The following is a 16,282-nucleotide window of genomic DNA, read 5'->3' as shown; positions in this document are numbered from 1 at the left end:
TTTGAAGGATTTCCCTAGGCTGGCGAATTCGATGGTAGCAAGCTGGTCTTCTCTCATGAGGCATCGTTGAACCGTCGGCTGCATGCCAGGTCGATGTCCGCGCATCGTCAGATACTTGCAAGCTCTCGCTGTCATCATCGCTCTCCCGTTTGGTTGCGAGAAGGGAGTCGATGATGCGAGACACCACGTTTGGCGCACAGGGCATGCCTGGTTGGAGTAGGGAAAGTGGCCCCATCCACAGCGAGTATTGCTATGGACACATTGCCTGGGATCCCGATGAAGATGGCTTTGGCTATAGCGGTCAGAGCGAATCCAGGTATTTTGAGTTTGACGGGGCTGACGATCCTAGCATTGGGCTCGACCTTCCTAGAAAACCCCTGGAGGAGTACACCACCAAGGAACTTGGAGTCAAGGGGGAGAGAATAGCTGCGAGCTACCTGGCATCCCACGGCTTCCGCATTCTCGAGATGAACTGGAGATGCAAGGCTGGTGAGGCGGATATTGTCGCCACGATGGATGAGCCGGACGAAGACCTTCGGCGCAGCGTAGTGCTCGTTGAGGTAAAGACCAGGCTGGCACTGGGCGACGAGGCAGACTACATGCCGGAGATTGCCGTGGACCCCAAGAAGAGAAACAAGTACAGGTTGCTGGGCCTGCTCTATTTGGTCGATCACACCGATGTTGACTCGGTTCGATTTGACGTGGTCGCCGTTAACATCACCCGTGACGAGCACGCCGAACTTCGCCATCTTGTCTGTGCTTTTAGTTGGGATGACTGATGGGAAGCCCAGACGTTCGCATTCCCACGGCAACGCTCAGGGGCGTGGAGGCGGTCCCCGTAACCGTCGAGGTGAGCGTTTCTGGGGGAATCCCGGGGCTCTCCATCGTGGGCATGCCAGACACCTCGGTTCTTGAGGCTAGGTCTAGAGTGCGTTGTGCGCTCAAGGCATGCGGATACAAGATTCCAAGACTCCATGTAACGGTGAACCTTGCGCCGGCCGAGATTCGCAAGACGGGGACCGCGTTTGATCTCCCAATTGCAGTCGCCGTGCTTGCCGTTACGGGCCAGATTCCACTTGATGGTCTCTCTAAGCTGCTCTTTGTTGGGGAGCTTGCGCTCGATGGGAGCGTTTGTCCTCCCAGAGGGGCGGTGGCATATGCTGCGCTTGCCGAGCGAGAAGGGTTCTCCCTTGCCTGCTCTGAGCAGACGAGGCTGCCTCTCGCGCTTTCAACGGGTGCCTACGGCATCTCGGAAATCTCGCGTCTGAAGGCTGGCGTTGGGGAGCTGCCCCTTCTGGGAACCCGGTTGGGTGCCAATGACCTTGATGTAGGCGATGGGGCCACCGGCTTAGACTTCTCCGATGTGGTTGACCAGGACATCCCCAAGCGAGCCATGGTCATAGCTGCAGCGGGGCGGCACGGGATGCTCATGGTGGGGCCACCGGGTTCGGGGAAGACCATGCTCGCCCGTAGGATGCCCACGATACTCCCGCCTCTATCAGATGCCGAGCGCTCCGAGGCCATGCTCATCCACTCGGTGGCTGGCCAATCCATTGCCACCCTCGAGCGAGGGGAGCGCCCCTTCCGTGCGCCGCATCACTCCATCTCGATGGGTGGTCTTGTCGGAGGAGGCAGGCCCGTTATGCCTGGAGAGGTTTCACTGGCCCATGGCGGGGTTCTCTTTCTGGATGAGCTCCCCGAGTTTGCCACCAACGTTCTTCAGTCACTGCGGCAGCCTCTTGAGGACCATGAGGTCCGGATTGTCCGGGTGGATGGCGTCTATGTCTTTCCTTGCGACTTTCAACTGATTGCCGCGGCCAATCCCTGCCCCTGCGGGCACCTTGGTGACGAAAAACACGAATGCACGTGCTCGCCAGCACGCATTGCCGCTTATCAGGGGCGAATCGGTGGACCACTCATGGACCGCATCGATGTGGTAGTCGACGTCCATAGGCCTGCCTCAACTGACGTGATTAGGGGGTCTCAGGGGGTTGGTTCCGCCGAGATGCTCGATCAGGTCATGGCAGCTCGGGAGTTTGCCTCCTGGCGTGAGGCCAGGGAGGAGGCTCACTATGGCACGTCGACCCAAGGCATTGCGCGGCTTGGTTTTGAACCGGATGCAAGCACCTTCTTTATCGACTCAGCCGAGAGGCTGGCGCTCGGTGGCAGAGGCATCGCCCGCGTGGGACGGGTGGCAAGAACCATCGCGGACATGGACGGTCACGAGCTTGTATCTCGCGACGATGTGGGCGAAGCCCTGCAATACCGTTCTAGGAGGCAGCTATGAGCGCTGACGGCATGCGCAAGACAAACTGTTGGGAAATGAGTGCCGAGGACGAAGGGTTTCCGGCCTCGCTTCTAGATCTTGATCCTGTCCCTGCAACGCTCTATGGAAGAGGAGACCCAGAGGTCCTCGGTGGTCCTTGCCTTTCTGTCATTGGCGCGAGGAGGGCTACTCCCTATGGGATAGCCGTTGCCGAGATGGCGGGTAGGGTTGCCGCCGAATGTGGCATTACCGTGGTCTCGGGCGGGGCGATGGGGTGTGACTGCGCCGCAGGGAGGGCTGCGCTGGAGGCCGGAGGCAAGACGGTTGTGGTTTCGGGCTGTGGTGCAGACATGGTCTACCCAGCGAGCTCTGCAGACGTCTACGCCGGTGCTGTGGCGACGGGTGGTGCCGTAGTGTCGCTCGAGCGTTGGGGGTCTCCGCCAAAGCGCTATGCCTTCCCAAAACGCAATGCCATCATTGCCGCGCTCTCGAACTGCCTCTTTGTCACTGAAGCCGGGATGCGCTCGGGTACCATGAGTACGGCAGACGTGGCGCTGGAACTTGGTCGCAAGGTCTACGGTATACCGGGGTCGATTTTCTCGCCGCTCTCAGCGGGGACGAACTGGCTCATCTCCGAAGGTGCGCGAGTCATCTGCGACGAGGCTTCGCTCGAAGCGGCCATATCCCTAGACTATGGTCGCCTTCGCTTCACCGATGCCCCGGGGAGACGCGAGGACCTTGGTCGGGTGCTCTCGGCGCTCGTCGCGTCGCCGTCTAGGGCAGATGACCTTGCATCGCGTTTGGGTGAGAGTGTCATTACCGTCCTGAGCGCACTTTCAGACTATGAGGCCGCCGGCGTGGTAACCAAGCTTCCAGATGGGCGGTACGCGCCCACGAGCGCGTTTTATTTGTCGCACAATGGTCTGGCTGGGGCCAAGGCGTCCCCGGCCGGAGCGAAGGAGGAGCATGGAGCAGACAGTTGACGTGGTTGGAGCGGGCCTTGCGGGAAGCGAGTGCGCACTACAGCTTGCCGACAGGGGCGTGAGGGTTCGGCTCCACGAGCAGCGGCCCGTGCACATGTCACCCGCGCACCATACCGACCGCTTTGCGGAGCTCGTGTGCTCAAACTCCCTGAAGTCCACCAAGCCGGAGACCGCAGCTGGCGTCCTCAAGTGGGAGCTCGGCGCCATGGGGTGCCGCCTTCTGCCTCTTGCCCAAGAGTGCTCCGTGCCCGCGGGGGGCGCCCTGGCGGTCGATCGCGAGAGGTTCTCGGATGCCGTGACCAATGCCGTCATGTCACACCCGTTCATCGAGGTCGTGAGGGAGGAGGTCACGCGGATTCCCGAGGGATCATCGGTCATTGCCGCCGGCCCGCTCTGCTCCGACGCGCTCTTCGAGGCAATCTCGCAGGCCGTGGGGGAGGGGTCGATGTCTTTCTTCGATGCCGCCGCCCCCATTGTCTCTTCCGAAAGTATCGACCGCTCCGTTGCGTTCTCGCAGTCTCGCTACGAGGAGGGCGGCGCCGGCGACTATCTCAACTGCCCCATGGAGCGAGACGAGTACGACGCCTTCATGGATGCGCTGCTCTCTGCCGACCGCGTCATCTCTCGCGACTTCGAGCAGAAAGACCTCTTCTGCGCGTGCCAGCCCATAGAGGAGGTTGCGCGCACGGGGCATGACTCTATCCGTTTTGGCGCGCTCAAACCCGTGGGCCTTACCGACCCAAGGACTGGCCGTCGTCCCTGGGCTGCGGTGCAGCTCCGAGCCGAGAACGCCCAACGCACCGCCTACAACCTTGTGGGATTCCAGACCAACCTCACCTGGCCCGAGCAAAGGCGCGTCTTTAGGATGATTCCGGGTCTCGCCCAGGCGGAGTTTCTCCGCTATGGCGTCATGCACCGCAACTCGTTTGTTGACTCGCCGCACGCCCTCGACGCAACCTTTGCCATTCCCGGCTCCCATACGCGGCTTGCGGGGCAGATAACGGGGACGGAGGGTTATGTCGAGGCCATAGCGTCGGGCCTTCTCGCTGCGCTCAACACGTACGCGGAGCTCTCTGGGCTGCCCTATCCGGCGCTACCCCAGACTGGCGCCTTGGGTTCGCTCGTTGCGTATGCCACAAATCCGGCAACCGTGGGATACCAGCCCATGCACGTGAACTTTGGGCTGGTGCCGCCGCTGGAAGACGCGCCAAGGCGGAAGGACGATCGTCGTCGTCGCATGGCTGAGCGCGCACGCACCGACATGGCGGCGTTTGTGGAGGAGAGACGGGACCTCTTTCCCGGGGCTGGGCAGGGTATCGCATCATGAGCCCTCGGCGTAACGGCGAGAATGCCGAGAAGATTACGGCAGAGCCTAGTCCCCTTGGGTCAAGCGTATTGCCAGGCGAGCGCCAGGCCTTCCTCGCATACCTTAGGCAGGTCCGTGGCCTCTCCGAGAACACCGTGAAGGCGTATCGGGCAGACTTGGCGTCCTTTGCCTCGTGGGCAGAGCGCTCTCGCGTGGAACCCCTCCATGCGACCCACCGAGACCTTCGCGGGTTTCTTGCCGACCTCAATCGCGCGGGCTACACGGTCCGTACGGTTGACAGGCGCCTCTCGGCCGTTCGCGACTTCTATGGGTGGATGCTCCGAGAGGGAATCTGCTCGGTGGACCCTGCGGCCGCGCTCGCCACGCCCAAAGGGGCCCGACGCCTCCCCAAGACCATGTCCGACGAGGACGTACGGAAGCTCCTTGCCACCTGCGACACGGACGATTCCACGGGAGTGAGGGACCGAGCGTTCTTGGAGCTGCTCTACGCCTCCGGTGCCCGCATCTCCGAGGTTTCGCGCCTCGACGTTGGGTCGGTGGACTTTGGTAGGTGCCAGGTTACGCTCTTTGGCAAGGGCTCTAAAGAGCGAATCGTTCCCCTCTACGAGGTGGCGCTCGACTGGATGAGGCGCTATCTCGACGAGGCGCGCCCCTTGCTGGCCTCCGCCGCCAAGGGGGAGAAGGCAGCGCGCCCAGATGGCGCTCTCTTCCTCTCCACCCGAGGTAGGCGCATGAGTGCCGATGCCCTGCGAACCGTTTTCGAGACCCACGTGCGCTTCGCGCGGCTTGACCCAACGCTCACGCCCCACGCCATGCGGCACACCTATGCCACCGAGCTCGTCTCAGGCGGTGCCGACCTTCGAAGCGTTCAGGAGCTTCTGGGCCACGAGAGCCTCTCAACCACGCAGATCTACACGCACCTCTCGGTGGAGAAGCTCAAAGACGCGGCGCGGCAGGCACACCCAAGGGCGCAGTAAGGAGACGAGACGCGCCAAAATCAAGGTGAAACGGTGAACGCGAGCAGGTCTTACGCACTGCTTGCCTATACCGCCTTTTACCTGCTATACTCCTCAATCGCTGTGCAGATGCTCAGCATGTCGCTACCAAGCGGCAACATCACACACGCACGACGACTCGAAAGCCGTGGTGCCCCAGGCTCTAAGCCAGGCCAGGGGTGGTTTTTCGGGGATGACATCGTGCGGAGGACCAACCAATGGAGGTCAGACATGGCTGCTAAGGTTACTATCCAGACCCTTCTCGACGCAGGCTGCCACTACGGTCACCAGACCCGTCGCTGGAACCCCAAGATGAAGCCCTACATCTTCGGCGAGCGCAACGGCATCTACATCCTCGACCTCAAGCAGACCCTGATTGACGCCGACAAGGCCTACACGTTCCTGCGCGAGACCGCTGCCAAGGGTGGAAAGGTTCTCTTCGTCGGCACCAAGAAGCAGGCCCAGGAGCCCATCCAGACCCAGGCAGAGCGCGCCAACATGCCCTTCATCAACCAGCGCTGGCTCGGTGGCATGCTCACGAACTTCGTCACCATGCGCTCCCGCATCGCCCGCATGGAGGAGCTCGAGGCCATGGTCGAGGACGGCCGCATGAATGCGCTGCCCAAGAAGGAGCAGGCCCTGCTCACCAAGGAGCTCGACAAGCTTCAGAAGAACCTCGGCGGCGTCCGTGACATGACCACGCTCCCGCAGGCCATCTTCGTCGTCGACACCAAGCGCGAGGAGATTGCCGTCCGCGAGGCCAACCGTCTTCACATCCCCGTCGTCGGCCTGCTCGACACCAACTCCGACCCCGACGTCATCGACTACGGCGTGCCTGCCAACGACGATGCCATCCGCTCCGTCTCCCTCATGTGCGAGCTTGCGGCCGACGCCGTCCTCGCTGGCACTGGCGAGACCCAGGTGACCGCCGAGGAGATGCAGACCGGCGAGGCTTCTGCCCCCGTCGCGACCGAGGAGGCCGCCGCTCCTGCCGCCGAGGCTCCCGCGGCTGAGTAGCCCTCGTTTTCTCTCACACCAACCAACCCCTTTAGGAGGTTCACATGGCACAGATCACCGCTGCCCTCGTCAAGCAGCTCCGCGAGATGACCGACTCCCCGATGATGGAGTGCAAGAAGGCCCTCGTCGAGGCTGACGGCGACCTCGACAAGGCCGTCGACGTTCTTCGCAAGATGGGCCTCGCCAAGGCCGTCAAGCGTGCTGGCCGCGAGACCAACGAGGGCACCATCGCCGTTTACGTCTCCGATGACGCCAAGGTTGCCGCCATGGTCGAGCTCACCTGCGAGACCGACTTCGTGGGCACCAATGGCAAGTTCAAGGACTTTGCGCACTCCGTGGCCGAGGTCGTCGCCAAGAACGACCCCGCTGACGTCGACGCCCTCAAGGCCTGCGCCATGGGCGAGGGCACCGTCGAGTCCGAGCTCACCGAGATGATTCACGTCATCGGCGAGAACATGAAGATCAACCGCTTCGCCCGTCTCACCGCTGAGAACGGCGCCATCGGCTGCTACATCCACCACGATGGCAAGCATGCCGACATGGTGAGCTTCTCCTTCTCGAAGTCTGAGACCGCAGAGGCTGCTGAGTTCAAGACCTTCGCGCACGATGTTGCCATGCAGGTTGTCGCCAGCAACCCCGTCTCCGCCGTGCGCGAGGATGTCCCCCAGGACGTCATCGACCACGAGATGGGCATCTACAAGGCGCAGGCTGCCGAGTCTGGCAAGCCCGAGGCCATCCAGGAGAAGATTGCCCTCGGCAAGCTTGAGAAGTTCTACAAGGAGAACGTCCTCACCGAGCAGGTGTTTGTGAAGGACTCCAACGAGACCATCTCCTCCCTTGCGAAGAAGGTCTCCAAGTCCCTCGGCGACGACATCAAGGTTGTTACCTTCGTGCGCTTCAACTTCGGCGAGTAGCCTGCGCGGTCTCATAAGAAGTCGTCTTTATTGCCCCGGCTGGCACACCGCCCGCCGGGGCTTTTCCTTGTGTTGCGCCCAGATTTTGGCCCTTGACGTGTCCTCCGTATGCAGAGACCTTACACTCGCCGAGGATGCGGGGGCGCCTCCTCGGCGCTCTGATAGAATCGGTGGGGTTACGGCTGTGCCATATGACGGCCGCGACGTCCCGACGAATGGAGGATGGCTTGTCGACCTACAAGTACCAGCGCGTTCTTCTTAAGCTTTCTGGCGAAGCCCTCATGGGCGACCAGGCCTTTGGCATTGATCCCAAGGTACCGCAGAGACTTGCCGAGGAGATCAAGCCCGTGTGGGAGGACGGAGTGCAGGTTGCCGTTGTCGTGGGTGGTGGCAACATCTTCCGTGGCATCCAGGGTGCCGCCGCTGGCATGGACCGCGCTCAGGGCGACAACATGGGCATGCTCGCAACGGTTATTAACGCCCTTTCGCTCCAGGATTGCTTCGAGCGTAACGGCATGGATTGCCGCGTCATGAGCGCCATCGAGATGCATCAAGTGTGCGAGACTTACATCCGTCGCCGTGCAATCAGGCACCTCGAGAAGGGGCGTATCGTCATCTTTGCTGCCGGTACGGGTAACCCCTACTTCACTACGGACACCGCAGCCGCCCTGCGCGCTTGCGAGATTGGCGCCGAGGTGCTCATGAAGGCGACCAAGGTCGACGGCATCTACGATGCCGACCCCGTCACTCACCCCGAGGCTACCAAGTTCGATACCATCACCTACAAGGAGGTCCTCGCTCGCGACCTCAAGGTCATGGATGCAACCGCCACTGCGCTCTGCCACGACAACAAGATGCCCATCATGGTCTTCGACATGGGGCAGAACGGCGTCTTTATGAGCGCGCTCGCGGGTGAGAACGTGGGTACCACCGTCATTGAGGAGGACCAAGCATGAGCCAGTACACCGACAAGGCAAAGAAGCACATGGACAAGTGCCTGGAGGCCCTCCAGGCGAACTTCTCACGCGTTCGCACTGGCCGTGCGAACCCCCACATCCTTGATCCCATCAAGGTTGACTACTATGGGCAGCCAACTCCTATCACGCAGCTTGCCGGCGTGAAGGTCCCCGAGGCATCCATGATGGTCATCGAGCCGTGGGACAAGAGCGCCCTCAAGAGCATCGAGAAGGCCATTGAGGCCTCTGACTTAGGCATCACGCCTTCCAACGACGGCGTCACCATCCGTCTGCCGTTCCCCAAGCCCACCGAGGAGCGCCGCCGCGAGCTTGCTCGCGAGTGCAAGGACATAGCCGAGGAGGCGCGCGTCTCCATTCGCAATGTCCGTCGCGACACCAACAACAAGCTCGATCGCGACGAGGAGCTCTCGGAGGATGAGGTCTCCCGCGAGAAGAAGGCCGTCCAGAAGCTCACGGATGACTACGTCAAGCGCGTCGACGCCATGCTCAAGGAGAAGACCGCCGAAGTCATGGAGATCTAGGTGGATATAGACGAGAAGAAGCTCGGGGAATACTACGCCAATCCCCCCGAGGACATAAGCCTTGCCGACGTTGACCTGGAGCGCATTCCCCACCACGTTTCAATCATCATGGATGGCAACGGTCGCTGGGCACAGGCTCGTGGCCTCGACCGTTCTGAGGGGCACGTGGCGGGAGTCGACTCGCTGCGCGAGGCTGTCACCACCAGCGTGAGGCTTGGCCTCGACGTGCTTTCGGTGTATGCCTTCTCAACAGAGAACTGGCGGCGTCCGCAGCATGAGGTTGACCTTCTTATGCACCTCTTTGCCACCACGCTCTTGAACGAGCTTCCGCTCTTCCATCAAGAGAACGTGCAGCTGCGCTTCTTTGGCGACATTGACGCCCTTCCCAAAGAGACGGCCGATGTCTTTCGCGAGGGCCTTGCCCAGACGGCAGACCACACGGGAATGACGTTTGCGCTTGCAGTGAACTACGGCTCTAGGGCAGAGATTACGCGCGCTGCTCGTGAGCTTGCAAGTGAGGTCGCGGCAGGCACCTTGCGTCCTGAGGACATAGACGAGAGTGCCATCTCTTCTCGGCTTTACACCGCCGGGCTTCCCGATCCTGAGCTTCTCATTCGCACATCGGGGGAGATGCGTCTCTCCAACTACCTGCTTTGGCAGCTCGCCTACACCGAGTTCTACGTGACTCCCACCCTGTGGCCCGATTTCTCGCGCTGGGACTTCCTGCGGGCAGTCAAGGCGTTTCAGGGACGCCGCCGTCGGTTTGGGGGTGTCACCGAGCGTTGAGCGAGAAGGGCCCAGACAGAGGGCGGGACAAGCGCGAGAGCGTTGGCATCGACCGCCACATCGACAAGCTTGAGAACAGGCGCAACGCCAAGGAGGCACAGCGTACTGCTGGTGCCCTTGCTGGGCAGCGCGCACGCGGGTGGACTGAACGTCTGCTCACGCGCACTACTTCGGGCGCCATCTATGCCATTGTCGTTCTCGTCTGCCTCTACCTAGGACCCTTTGCCACGACGCTTATGATTAGCGCCATGGGGTGGCTCTGCTGCTCGGAGTTCTTCCGCATCGCTCGTATGGGCGGTCGCATGCCTAACGAGGGCGTTGGCCTTGCCGCTGCGGTGCTGTTTCCCCTTGCTGCCTACGGGTATGGCCTGAGGGGTCTTGTCATCATTCTCTTCCTGCTCCTTGCGGCGTGTGCGGCTTGGTACGTCTTCACCCCGCGTGCCAACGTGGGGGATGTGGCAATTACGGTATTTGGGCCGCTCTACACCTCGCTTACCTTCTCGAGCCTGGTCCTTGTCCGCATCATCGACAAAGGCTTCACGGGAGCCACGCTCACCTTTGGCGTCATGCTCTCCATCTGGGCAAACGATGCCATGGCGTACGCCATTGGTTCGAGATTTGGGATCCACAAGCTGGCGCCGCGCATCTCTCCGCACAAGAGCTGGGAGGGCTTCTACGGAGGGATAGTTGCCTCCGTGATTATCTGGGCTATTCTCGCCGCCTTTGGAGTAGCTGGCCTTGAGATGCCGCTTGCCATACTGGGCGGGCTTCTTGTAGGCATAGCGGGCGTCGTGGGTGACCTCTTTGAGTCTCGCCTCAAGAGAGGTGTGGGCGTCAAGGACTCTGGCAACCTCATGCCTGGCCACGGTGGACTTCTCGATAGATCTGACTCCATGCTCTTTGGCAGCATGGCTGCATACTTCGTACTTTTCTTTGGGGGAATTCTATGAGTTTGTTTGAGCGTCCTGGAGCGCGCTCCCCACGGCCGCATGTTCTTCGAGTTGCGGTCCTTGGGTGCTCTGGCTCCATCGGGATGCAGACGCTCGACGTATGCCGTCAGCATGCCGATCGCCTTAAGGTGGTTGCGCTTTCTGTGAACTCGTCCTGCGAGCGGCTTGTTGAGGCTGCTCGCGAGTTTGGTGCCACACACCTTGCCGTTGCGGATGCCTCCCGTAAGGGTGACGTAGCGCTTGAGGAGGTTCCGTCTGGGTGCGAGCTTGGCTTTGGCCCAGATGCGGTCATGGAACTCGCTGAGCTTCCCAACGTCGATTGCGTGGTTAACGCCGTAGTGGGCGAGGCGGGCATGGCAGCTGGCTATGCGGCGCTCAAGGCCGGCAAGATACTTGCCTACGCCAACAAGGAGTCGATTGTCGTTGCCGGCGACCTTCTCATGCCGCTTGCCAAGCCTGGCAAGCTCATTCCCGTTGACTCCGAGCACAGTGCCATCTACCAGTGCCTTGTTGGCGAGAGGGACCAGGACATCAATCACATATGGCTTACCTGCTCGGGTGGTCCCTTCTATGGCATGAGCAGAAGCCAGCTCTCTCGCGTGACGCCGGGGGACGCCCTCGCGCATCCCACCTGGACCATGGGTCCAAAGATCACCATCGACTGCGCGACGCTTACCAACAAGGGCCTTGAGGTCATCGAGGCGCACCACCTCTTTGGCGTGGGCATCGACGACATCCGCGTGCTCGTGCAGCGCCAGAGCCGCATCCACTCGATGGTGGAGTTTGCAGACGGCTCCGTGAAGGCCCAGCTTGGACCCTCTGACATGCGCATCCCCATCCAGTACGCGCTGAGCTACCCTGAGCGCTGGTCTGTCCCAACGGTCCCGGTGGACTGGTGCCACGAGGCCCCCGTTACCTTTGGCGAGGCTGACGAGAAGACCTTTGGGTGCCTTGCCCTCATCAAGGAAGCCGGTCGCATTGCCGGAACCATGCCGTGTGCTGCCAACGCCGCCAACGAGGTTGCCAATGCGGCGTTTCGGGCAGGGGAGTGCGGATTCCTCGACATCGAGCGCGTCATCTCGTCCGTCATGAATGCCACGAAGGCGGTGCCCGTAGACAACCTGGCGCAGCTGGCTGAGGTCGATGCCAGGTCGCGGCAGCTCGCACGCTCCGTCATCAGGGAAATCCGCGCATGACGGGGGTTGTCTCTGCAATCTTCTGGGGCGTGGTGGTTCTCTCGCTCCTCGTCTTTGTGCACGAGGGTGGGCACTACCTTGCTGCCCGCGCGTGCGGTGTGCGTGTGACCGAGTTCTTCCTTGGCATGCCGTGCCGCTTCAAGATCTCGCACAAGAGCAAGGACCATGGTACCGAGATTGGCGTGACCCCCATCCTGCTTGGCGGGTATACGCGCATCTGTGGCATGGAGAACTCTGGCGACGAGCTCCTTGGTGCGGCGCTCATGGCCGTGCAGCGCGCCGGCAGGATTGCCGTGAGCGATCTGGCCTCCCAGCTGGGCTGCGACGTCGATCGGACATACGGGCTTCTCGCCACGCTCACTGACTGGGCAGCAGTGAGGCCCTACTACGATCCTGCGCTTGGTGAGCACGAGGGCCAGTCCGACTGGCCTGCGAGCTTCGAGACGCTCCGGCGCGACGTCGGCCTTCGCACCGAGTACGACCGTGGGCACGACTTCTCGCAGGCGGGGACCACCAACTACGGTGAGCCGCGCGACCCCGGCATGAGCGCGGACGAGTTTCTTTCTCGCGAGCGTGGGCGCACCTACCTTGGGTGCGGCTTCTGGCGCCGCTGCGCGATGCTCCTTGCCGGCCCCGTGGTGAACCTTCTGGTGGCGCTCGTAGTTGTCACGGCGTCCTTCATGGTCATGGGCGTGCAGGTTGCCTCGAATGAGCCAATAATTGGCAGTGTCTCCCCAGGCTCCTTTGCAGAGGCGGCGGGCCTCGAGGCGGGCGACCGCATTACGGCCGTGGATGGAGAGTCCGTCTCCACCTACGATGACCTTGTCGCCGCAATCAAGCCCTACCTGGAGTCCGGGACCGACTTCACGCTCGACTACGAGAGAGACGGCTCGACGTCCGAGACCACCGTCGACCTGGTTGATGGCCAGGCGGCGGAGTACCTGGGCATCACCAACCAGGCCTACACTTACTATCCCTCGCTTGGCCAGGCGCTTCGCGGGTCCGTGGCGTACGGTGGACTGGTGGCAGAGTACGCCGTGAAGCTCATCGTGCCCACGCACACCATGGAGGTACTCGACCAGTCGAGCTCTGTTGTGGGCATCTCGGTCATGGCCTCCGAGGCGGCCTCCGCTGGTGTTCCCACGCTCGCCTTCTTCATTGGTGCCATCTCGATGTCGCTTGGCTTCATGAACCTGCTTCCCATCCCCCCGCTTGACGGTGGAAAGATCCTTATCGAGATAATCCAGGCCATCTCTCGGCGCCAGGTCTCCGCGCGTGCTCAGACCATCGTGAGCTACGTGGGCCTTGCGTTCTTCCTCTTCGTCTTTGTCGTGGCCATGAGAAACGACATCGTGACCTTTGTGATTGGCGGCTGACATGGATACCAGCACTCAGAAGCTTCCCCGCGAACTAACCAGGCGCGTCATGGTTGGCAACGTCGCCGTGGGCGGTGGGGCGCCCGTCTCGGTGCAGTCGATGTGCACCACCAAGACGGCAGACGCTGCGGCCACCCTTGCCCAGATTAGGCGACTTGCGGACGCCGGCTGTGAGATCATCCGCGTGGCGATTCCTAACGCGGAGTCACTCGATGGCTTCGAGCGCATCTGCGCGGAGTCGCCGCTGCCTGTGATCGCGGACATTCACTTTGACTACCGGCTTGCCCTGGGTGCTGCTGCCCGCGGTGCGGCGGCCCTGCGCGTGAATCCGGGCAACATCGGCTCCTGGGATCGCGTGGACGCTGTGATAGATGCCTGCGGCGAGGCGGGCATTCCCATCCGCATTGGCGTCAACGCGGGCTCGCTCGACGAGAAGGTCGCCGCCAGGCAGGACCTCACGCTTCCCGAGAAGCTCGTTGCCTCTGCCGAGGGGTTTGTCGAGCACTTCCGCGACCGTGGCTTTCTCGACGTGGTGCTTTCCGCCAAGGCACACAGTGTGCCCACCACGCTTGCGACCTACCGCGCGCTCTCGAAGGCGCTGCCCGAGGTGCCGCTTCACGTGGGCGTGACCGAGGCGGGTACGCTTCGCCAGGGCACGGTCAAGAACGCCGCGGGCGTGGGGATCCTCCTCGAGGAGGGCATTGGCGACACCATGCGCCTCTCGCTCACCGCAGACCCGGTCGAGGAGGTCGCGGTTGCCTGGGAGCTCCTCTCGGCGCTTGGCTTGCGCCGCCGCTCGCCCGAGCTCGTGAGCTGTCCCACCTGCGGCCGTTGCCAAGTCGACATGATTCCCATTGCCGAGGAGGTGGGCAAGCGCCTCTCTGCCGTGAAGGCGCCCATCACCGTTGCTGTCATGGGGTGCGTGGTGAACGGGCCCGGCGAGGCCTCTGATGCAGACCTTGGCGTGGCATGCGGTCACGGGCAGGCCATGCTCTTCGAGGGTGGCAAGCCGCTGCGCAAGGTTCCTGCTGACAAGATCGTGGACGAACTCATGGCCGAGATCGAGCGGCGCTTCCCCGGCGCCCTTGATGCCTAATCGGCCGTAGAATTGCATAGCGTCGGTTTCGGCGCATGACGCCCGGCCAGTTTGCCGGGGGAGAGGACTTTCACCGTGAGAACGTATGCAAGGATGACCGGGCTCTATGCGCCTACGCTCAAGGAGGATCCCGCGGAGGCGGAGCTTGCAAGTCACAGGCTTTTGCTCCGTGCGGGAATGATCCGCAAGTCCGCCTCTGGTCTCTACAGCTACCTGCCGCTTGCGTGGCGCTCGCTCATGAAGATCGAGGCCGTGATTCGCGACGAGATGGAGGGCATTGGCGCGCAGGAGATGCTCGTCCCCATCCTCACCGACGGCGAGCTGTGGCGCCAGTCCGGCCGCTGGAGCGCCTACGGCCCGGAGCTCATGCGCCTGAAGGACCGCCACGAGCGCGAGTTTGCCCTTGGCCCCACGCACGAGGAGTCCTTCACCGACCTCGTCCGCAACGAGCTACGCTCCTACAAGCAGCTCCCCGTGACGCTTTACCAGATTCAGGACAAGTTCCGCGACGAGCTGCGTCCCCGCTTTGGCCTCATGCGTGGCCGTGAGTTCATCATGAAGGACGGCTACTCCTTCGACGCCGACGTCGAGGGCATGCAGAAGTCCTACAACGACGAGAAGGGTGCCTACGCGCGCATCTGCGAGCGCGTGGGGCTGCGCGCGCTCCCCGTGGTTGCGGACTCCGGCCAGATTGGTGGCGACACCTCCGTCGAGTTCATGGCACTTGCAGACGCCGGCGAGGCCGAGATCGTCTACTGCGACGACTGCGGCTTTGCGGCAGACACCGAGGCCGCCACGGCCCCCATCAACCTCGTCGAGGGCGAGGAGGGTGACCTCGAGAAGCTCGAGACCCCTGGTTGCGAGACCATCGCGGACCTCGCGGCGTTTCTCAAGGTGCCCGAGGCCGCCACGAGGAAGGCGCTCGCGCTTGTCGACGGCGACGGCAAGCCCTGGGTGTGCTTCGTCCCCGGCGACCACGAGATGAACGACGTGAAGGCCGAGCACGCCTTTGGCGCCTACCACATGATGAGCGACGAGGAGCTTGTGCAGTACGGGCTCGTCAAGGGCTTCATTGGCCCCATCGACCTTCCTGAGGGCGTTGGCGCCTGCGCCGACGAGTCCCTGCGTAACTCCTCCTGGTGGGCCATCGGTGCCAACGATTCGGGCTACCACTATGTGCATGCTAAGCAGGGCCGCGACTTCACGATTGGCCGCTGGGTGGACGTCATCACCGCCAAGGCTGGCGACATATGCCCCAAGTGCGGCGCGCCTCTTAAGGCTGCCCGTGGCATTGAGGTTGGTCAGGTCTTCCAGCTGGGCACCAAGTACTCCGAGACCATGGGTGCCACCTTCGCCGACCCCGACGGCGTCGAGAAGCCCTTCCAGATGGGCTGCTACGGCATCGGCGTCTCCCGCATGCTGGCGGCCGTGGTCGAGCAGCACCACGACGAGCACGGCATCTCGTTTCCCGTGGCAGTTGCGCCCTACGAGGTCGAGGTCGTCCCTCTCGACGTGAACGACGACGTGGTGTGGCCCGTTGCCTCGCGCGTGGCCGAGGAGCTTCTCGCCGCGGGCGTCGAGGTCATCGTGGACGATCGCAAGGAGCGCCCAGGCGTCAAGTTTGCCGATGCGGACCTCATGGGCTTCCCGTACCAGGTGGTCTGCGGCAAGAAGGCCATCAAGAACGGCAACGTGGAGCTCAAGGTTCGAGCGACCGGCGAGCGCACCGAGGTTGCCATCGACGAGGTGGCCTCGCTCCTCTCGGCCCGCGTCGTCTCCGAGCGCGCGTGAGACAAAGGGAGTTTCCCTTTGTCTCATTCAGCGCGTATCGTTTGGCATTGGTTCACCTGTGGGCCGCGGGACCTCCGTGGCCCTTTT

At 62.4% G+C, this 16,282-nt stretch carries 15 protein-coding genes; all 15 read left to right on the top strand.

The window, feature by feature from the left end; all coding sequences use genetic code 11:
• The first annotated feature begins 170 nt into the window (after nucleotides 1-170).
• The 15 genes from BT122_RS04185 (at nucleotide 171) to BT122_RS04115 (ending at nucleotide 16,195) form a co-directional block, all read left to right on the top strand.
• Entirely contained in the window at nucleotides 171-779 is a 609-nt protein-coding gene (locus BT122_RS04185) for a YraN family protein (protein WP_083432300.1), read from the top strand.
• A complete protein-coding gene (locus BT122_RS04180; RefSeq protein WP_072354729.1) occupies nucleotides 779-2,287 on the top strand; it encodes a YifB family Mg chelatase-like AAA ATPase in 1,509 nt (502 codons plus the stop codon). Before BT122_RS04185 ends, BT122_RS04180 begins: the two co-directional genes overlap by 1 nt.
• The gene (locus tag BT122_RS04175) at nucleotides 2,284-3,249 is read left to right on the top strand and encodes a DNA-processing protein DprA (RefSeq protein ID WP_059054440.1); all 966 of its coding nucleotides are present in this window, start codon (nucleotides 2,284-2,286) and stop codon (nucleotides 3,247-3,249) included. The genes BT122_RS04180 and BT122_RS04175 overlap by 4 nt, the downstream gene beginning before the upstream one ends.
• On the top strand, nucleotides 3,233-4,576 hold the full coding sequence (trmFO, locus tag BT122_RS04170) for a methylenetetrahydrofolate--tRNA-(uracil(54)-C(5))-methyltransferase (FADH(2)-oxidizing) TrmFO (RefSeq protein WP_072354728.1): 1,344 nt from the start codon (nucleotides 3,233-3,235) through the stop codon (nucleotides 4,574-4,576). Before BT122_RS04175 ends, trmFO begins: the two co-directional genes overlap by 17 nt.
• On the top strand, nucleotides 4,573-5,553 hold the full coding sequence (locus tag BT122_RS04165) for a tyrosine recombinase XerC (RefSeq protein ID WP_083432299.1): 981 nt from the start codon (nucleotides 4,573-4,575) through the stop codon (nucleotides 5,551-5,553). Before trmFO ends, BT122_RS04165 begins: the two co-directional genes overlap by 4 nt.
• Before the next feature lie 249 nt (nucleotides 5,554-5,802).
• Nucleotides 5,803-6,588 carry a 30S ribosomal protein S2 gene (rpsB, locus tag BT122_RS04160; RefSeq protein WP_072354727.1) on the top strand — a complete coding sequence of 262 codons (786 nt, stop codon included), beginning with the start codon at nucleotides 5,803-5,805 and terminating at the stop codon, nucleotides 6,586-6,588.
• 44 nt (nucleotides 6,589-6,632) lie between these two features.
• Nucleotides 6,633-7,502, top strand: a complete 870-nt coding sequence (gene tsf, locus BT122_RS04155) for a translation elongation factor Ts (protein WP_072354726.1) — start codon at nucleotides 6,633-6,635, stop codon at nucleotides 7,500-7,502.
• A 227-nt stretch (nucleotides 7,503-7,729) separates the two neighbouring features.
• The gene (pyrH, locus tag BT122_RS04150) at nucleotides 7,730-8,458 is read left to right on the top strand and encodes a UMP kinase (RefSeq protein WP_059054431.1); all 729 of its coding nucleotides are present in this window, start codon (nucleotides 7,730-7,732) and stop codon (nucleotides 8,456-8,458) included.
• A complete protein-coding gene (gene frr / locus BT122_RS04145) occupies nucleotides 8,455-9,000 on the top strand; it encodes a ribosome recycling factor (protein WP_059054429.1) in 546 nt (181 codons plus the stop codon). Before pyrH ends, frr begins: the two co-directional genes overlap by 4 nt.
• Nucleotides 9,001-9,786 (top strand): undecaprenyl pyrophosphate synthase, encoded by a 786-nt coding sequence (gene uppS, locus BT122_RS04140; RefSeq protein WP_072354725.1) that lies wholly within the window; start codon nucleotides 9,001-9,003, stop codon nucleotides 9,784-9,786.
• Nucleotides 9,783-10,736: a phosphatidate cytidylyltransferase gene (locus BT122_RS04135; RefSeq protein ID WP_072354724.1), complete on the top strand. Its 954-nt coding sequence runs from the start codon at nucleotides 9,783-9,785 to the stop codon at nucleotides 10,734-10,736. The genes uppS and BT122_RS04135 overlap by 4 nt, the downstream gene beginning before the upstream one ends.
• Nucleotides 10,733-11,932, top strand: a complete 1,200-nt coding sequence (gene dxr / locus BT122_RS04130) for a 1-deoxy-D-xylulose-5-phosphate reductoisomerase (RefSeq protein WP_072354723.1) — start codon at nucleotides 10,733-10,735, stop codon at nucleotides 11,930-11,932. Before BT122_RS04135 ends, dxr begins: the two co-directional genes overlap by 4 nt.
• Complete coding sequence (locus BT122_RS04125; RefSeq protein WP_072354722.1) at nucleotides 11,929-13,308, top strand: M50 family metallopeptidase; 1,380 nt, start codon at nucleotides 11,929-11,931, stop codon at nucleotides 13,306-13,308. The genes dxr and BT122_RS04125 overlap by 4 nt, the downstream gene beginning before the upstream one ends.
• Nucleotide 13,309: 1 nt before the next feature.
• A complete protein-coding gene (gene ispG, locus BT122_RS04120) occupies nucleotides 13,310-14,404 on the top strand; it encodes a flavodoxin-dependent (E)-4-hydroxy-3-methylbut-2-enyl-diphosphate synthase (RefSeq protein ID WP_072354721.1) in 1,095 nt (364 codons plus the stop codon).
• A 93-nt stretch (nucleotides 14,405-14,497) separates the two neighbouring features.
• Entirely contained in the window at nucleotides 14,498-16,195 is a 1,698-nt protein-coding gene (locus BT122_RS04115) for a proline--tRNA ligase (RefSeq protein WP_218161958.1), read from the top strand.
• Nucleotides 16,196-16,282: the final 87 nt, after the last annotated feature.

It is taken from the genome of Olsenella sp. kh2p3 (assembly GCA_900119625.1).
GTDB lineage: Bacteria > Actinomycetota > Coriobacteriia > Coriobacteriales > Atopobiaceae > Tractidigestivibacter.
The sequence above is the reverse complement of the archived record's forward strand: the minus strand, read 5'-3'. Positions and strand labels throughout refer to the sequence as shown.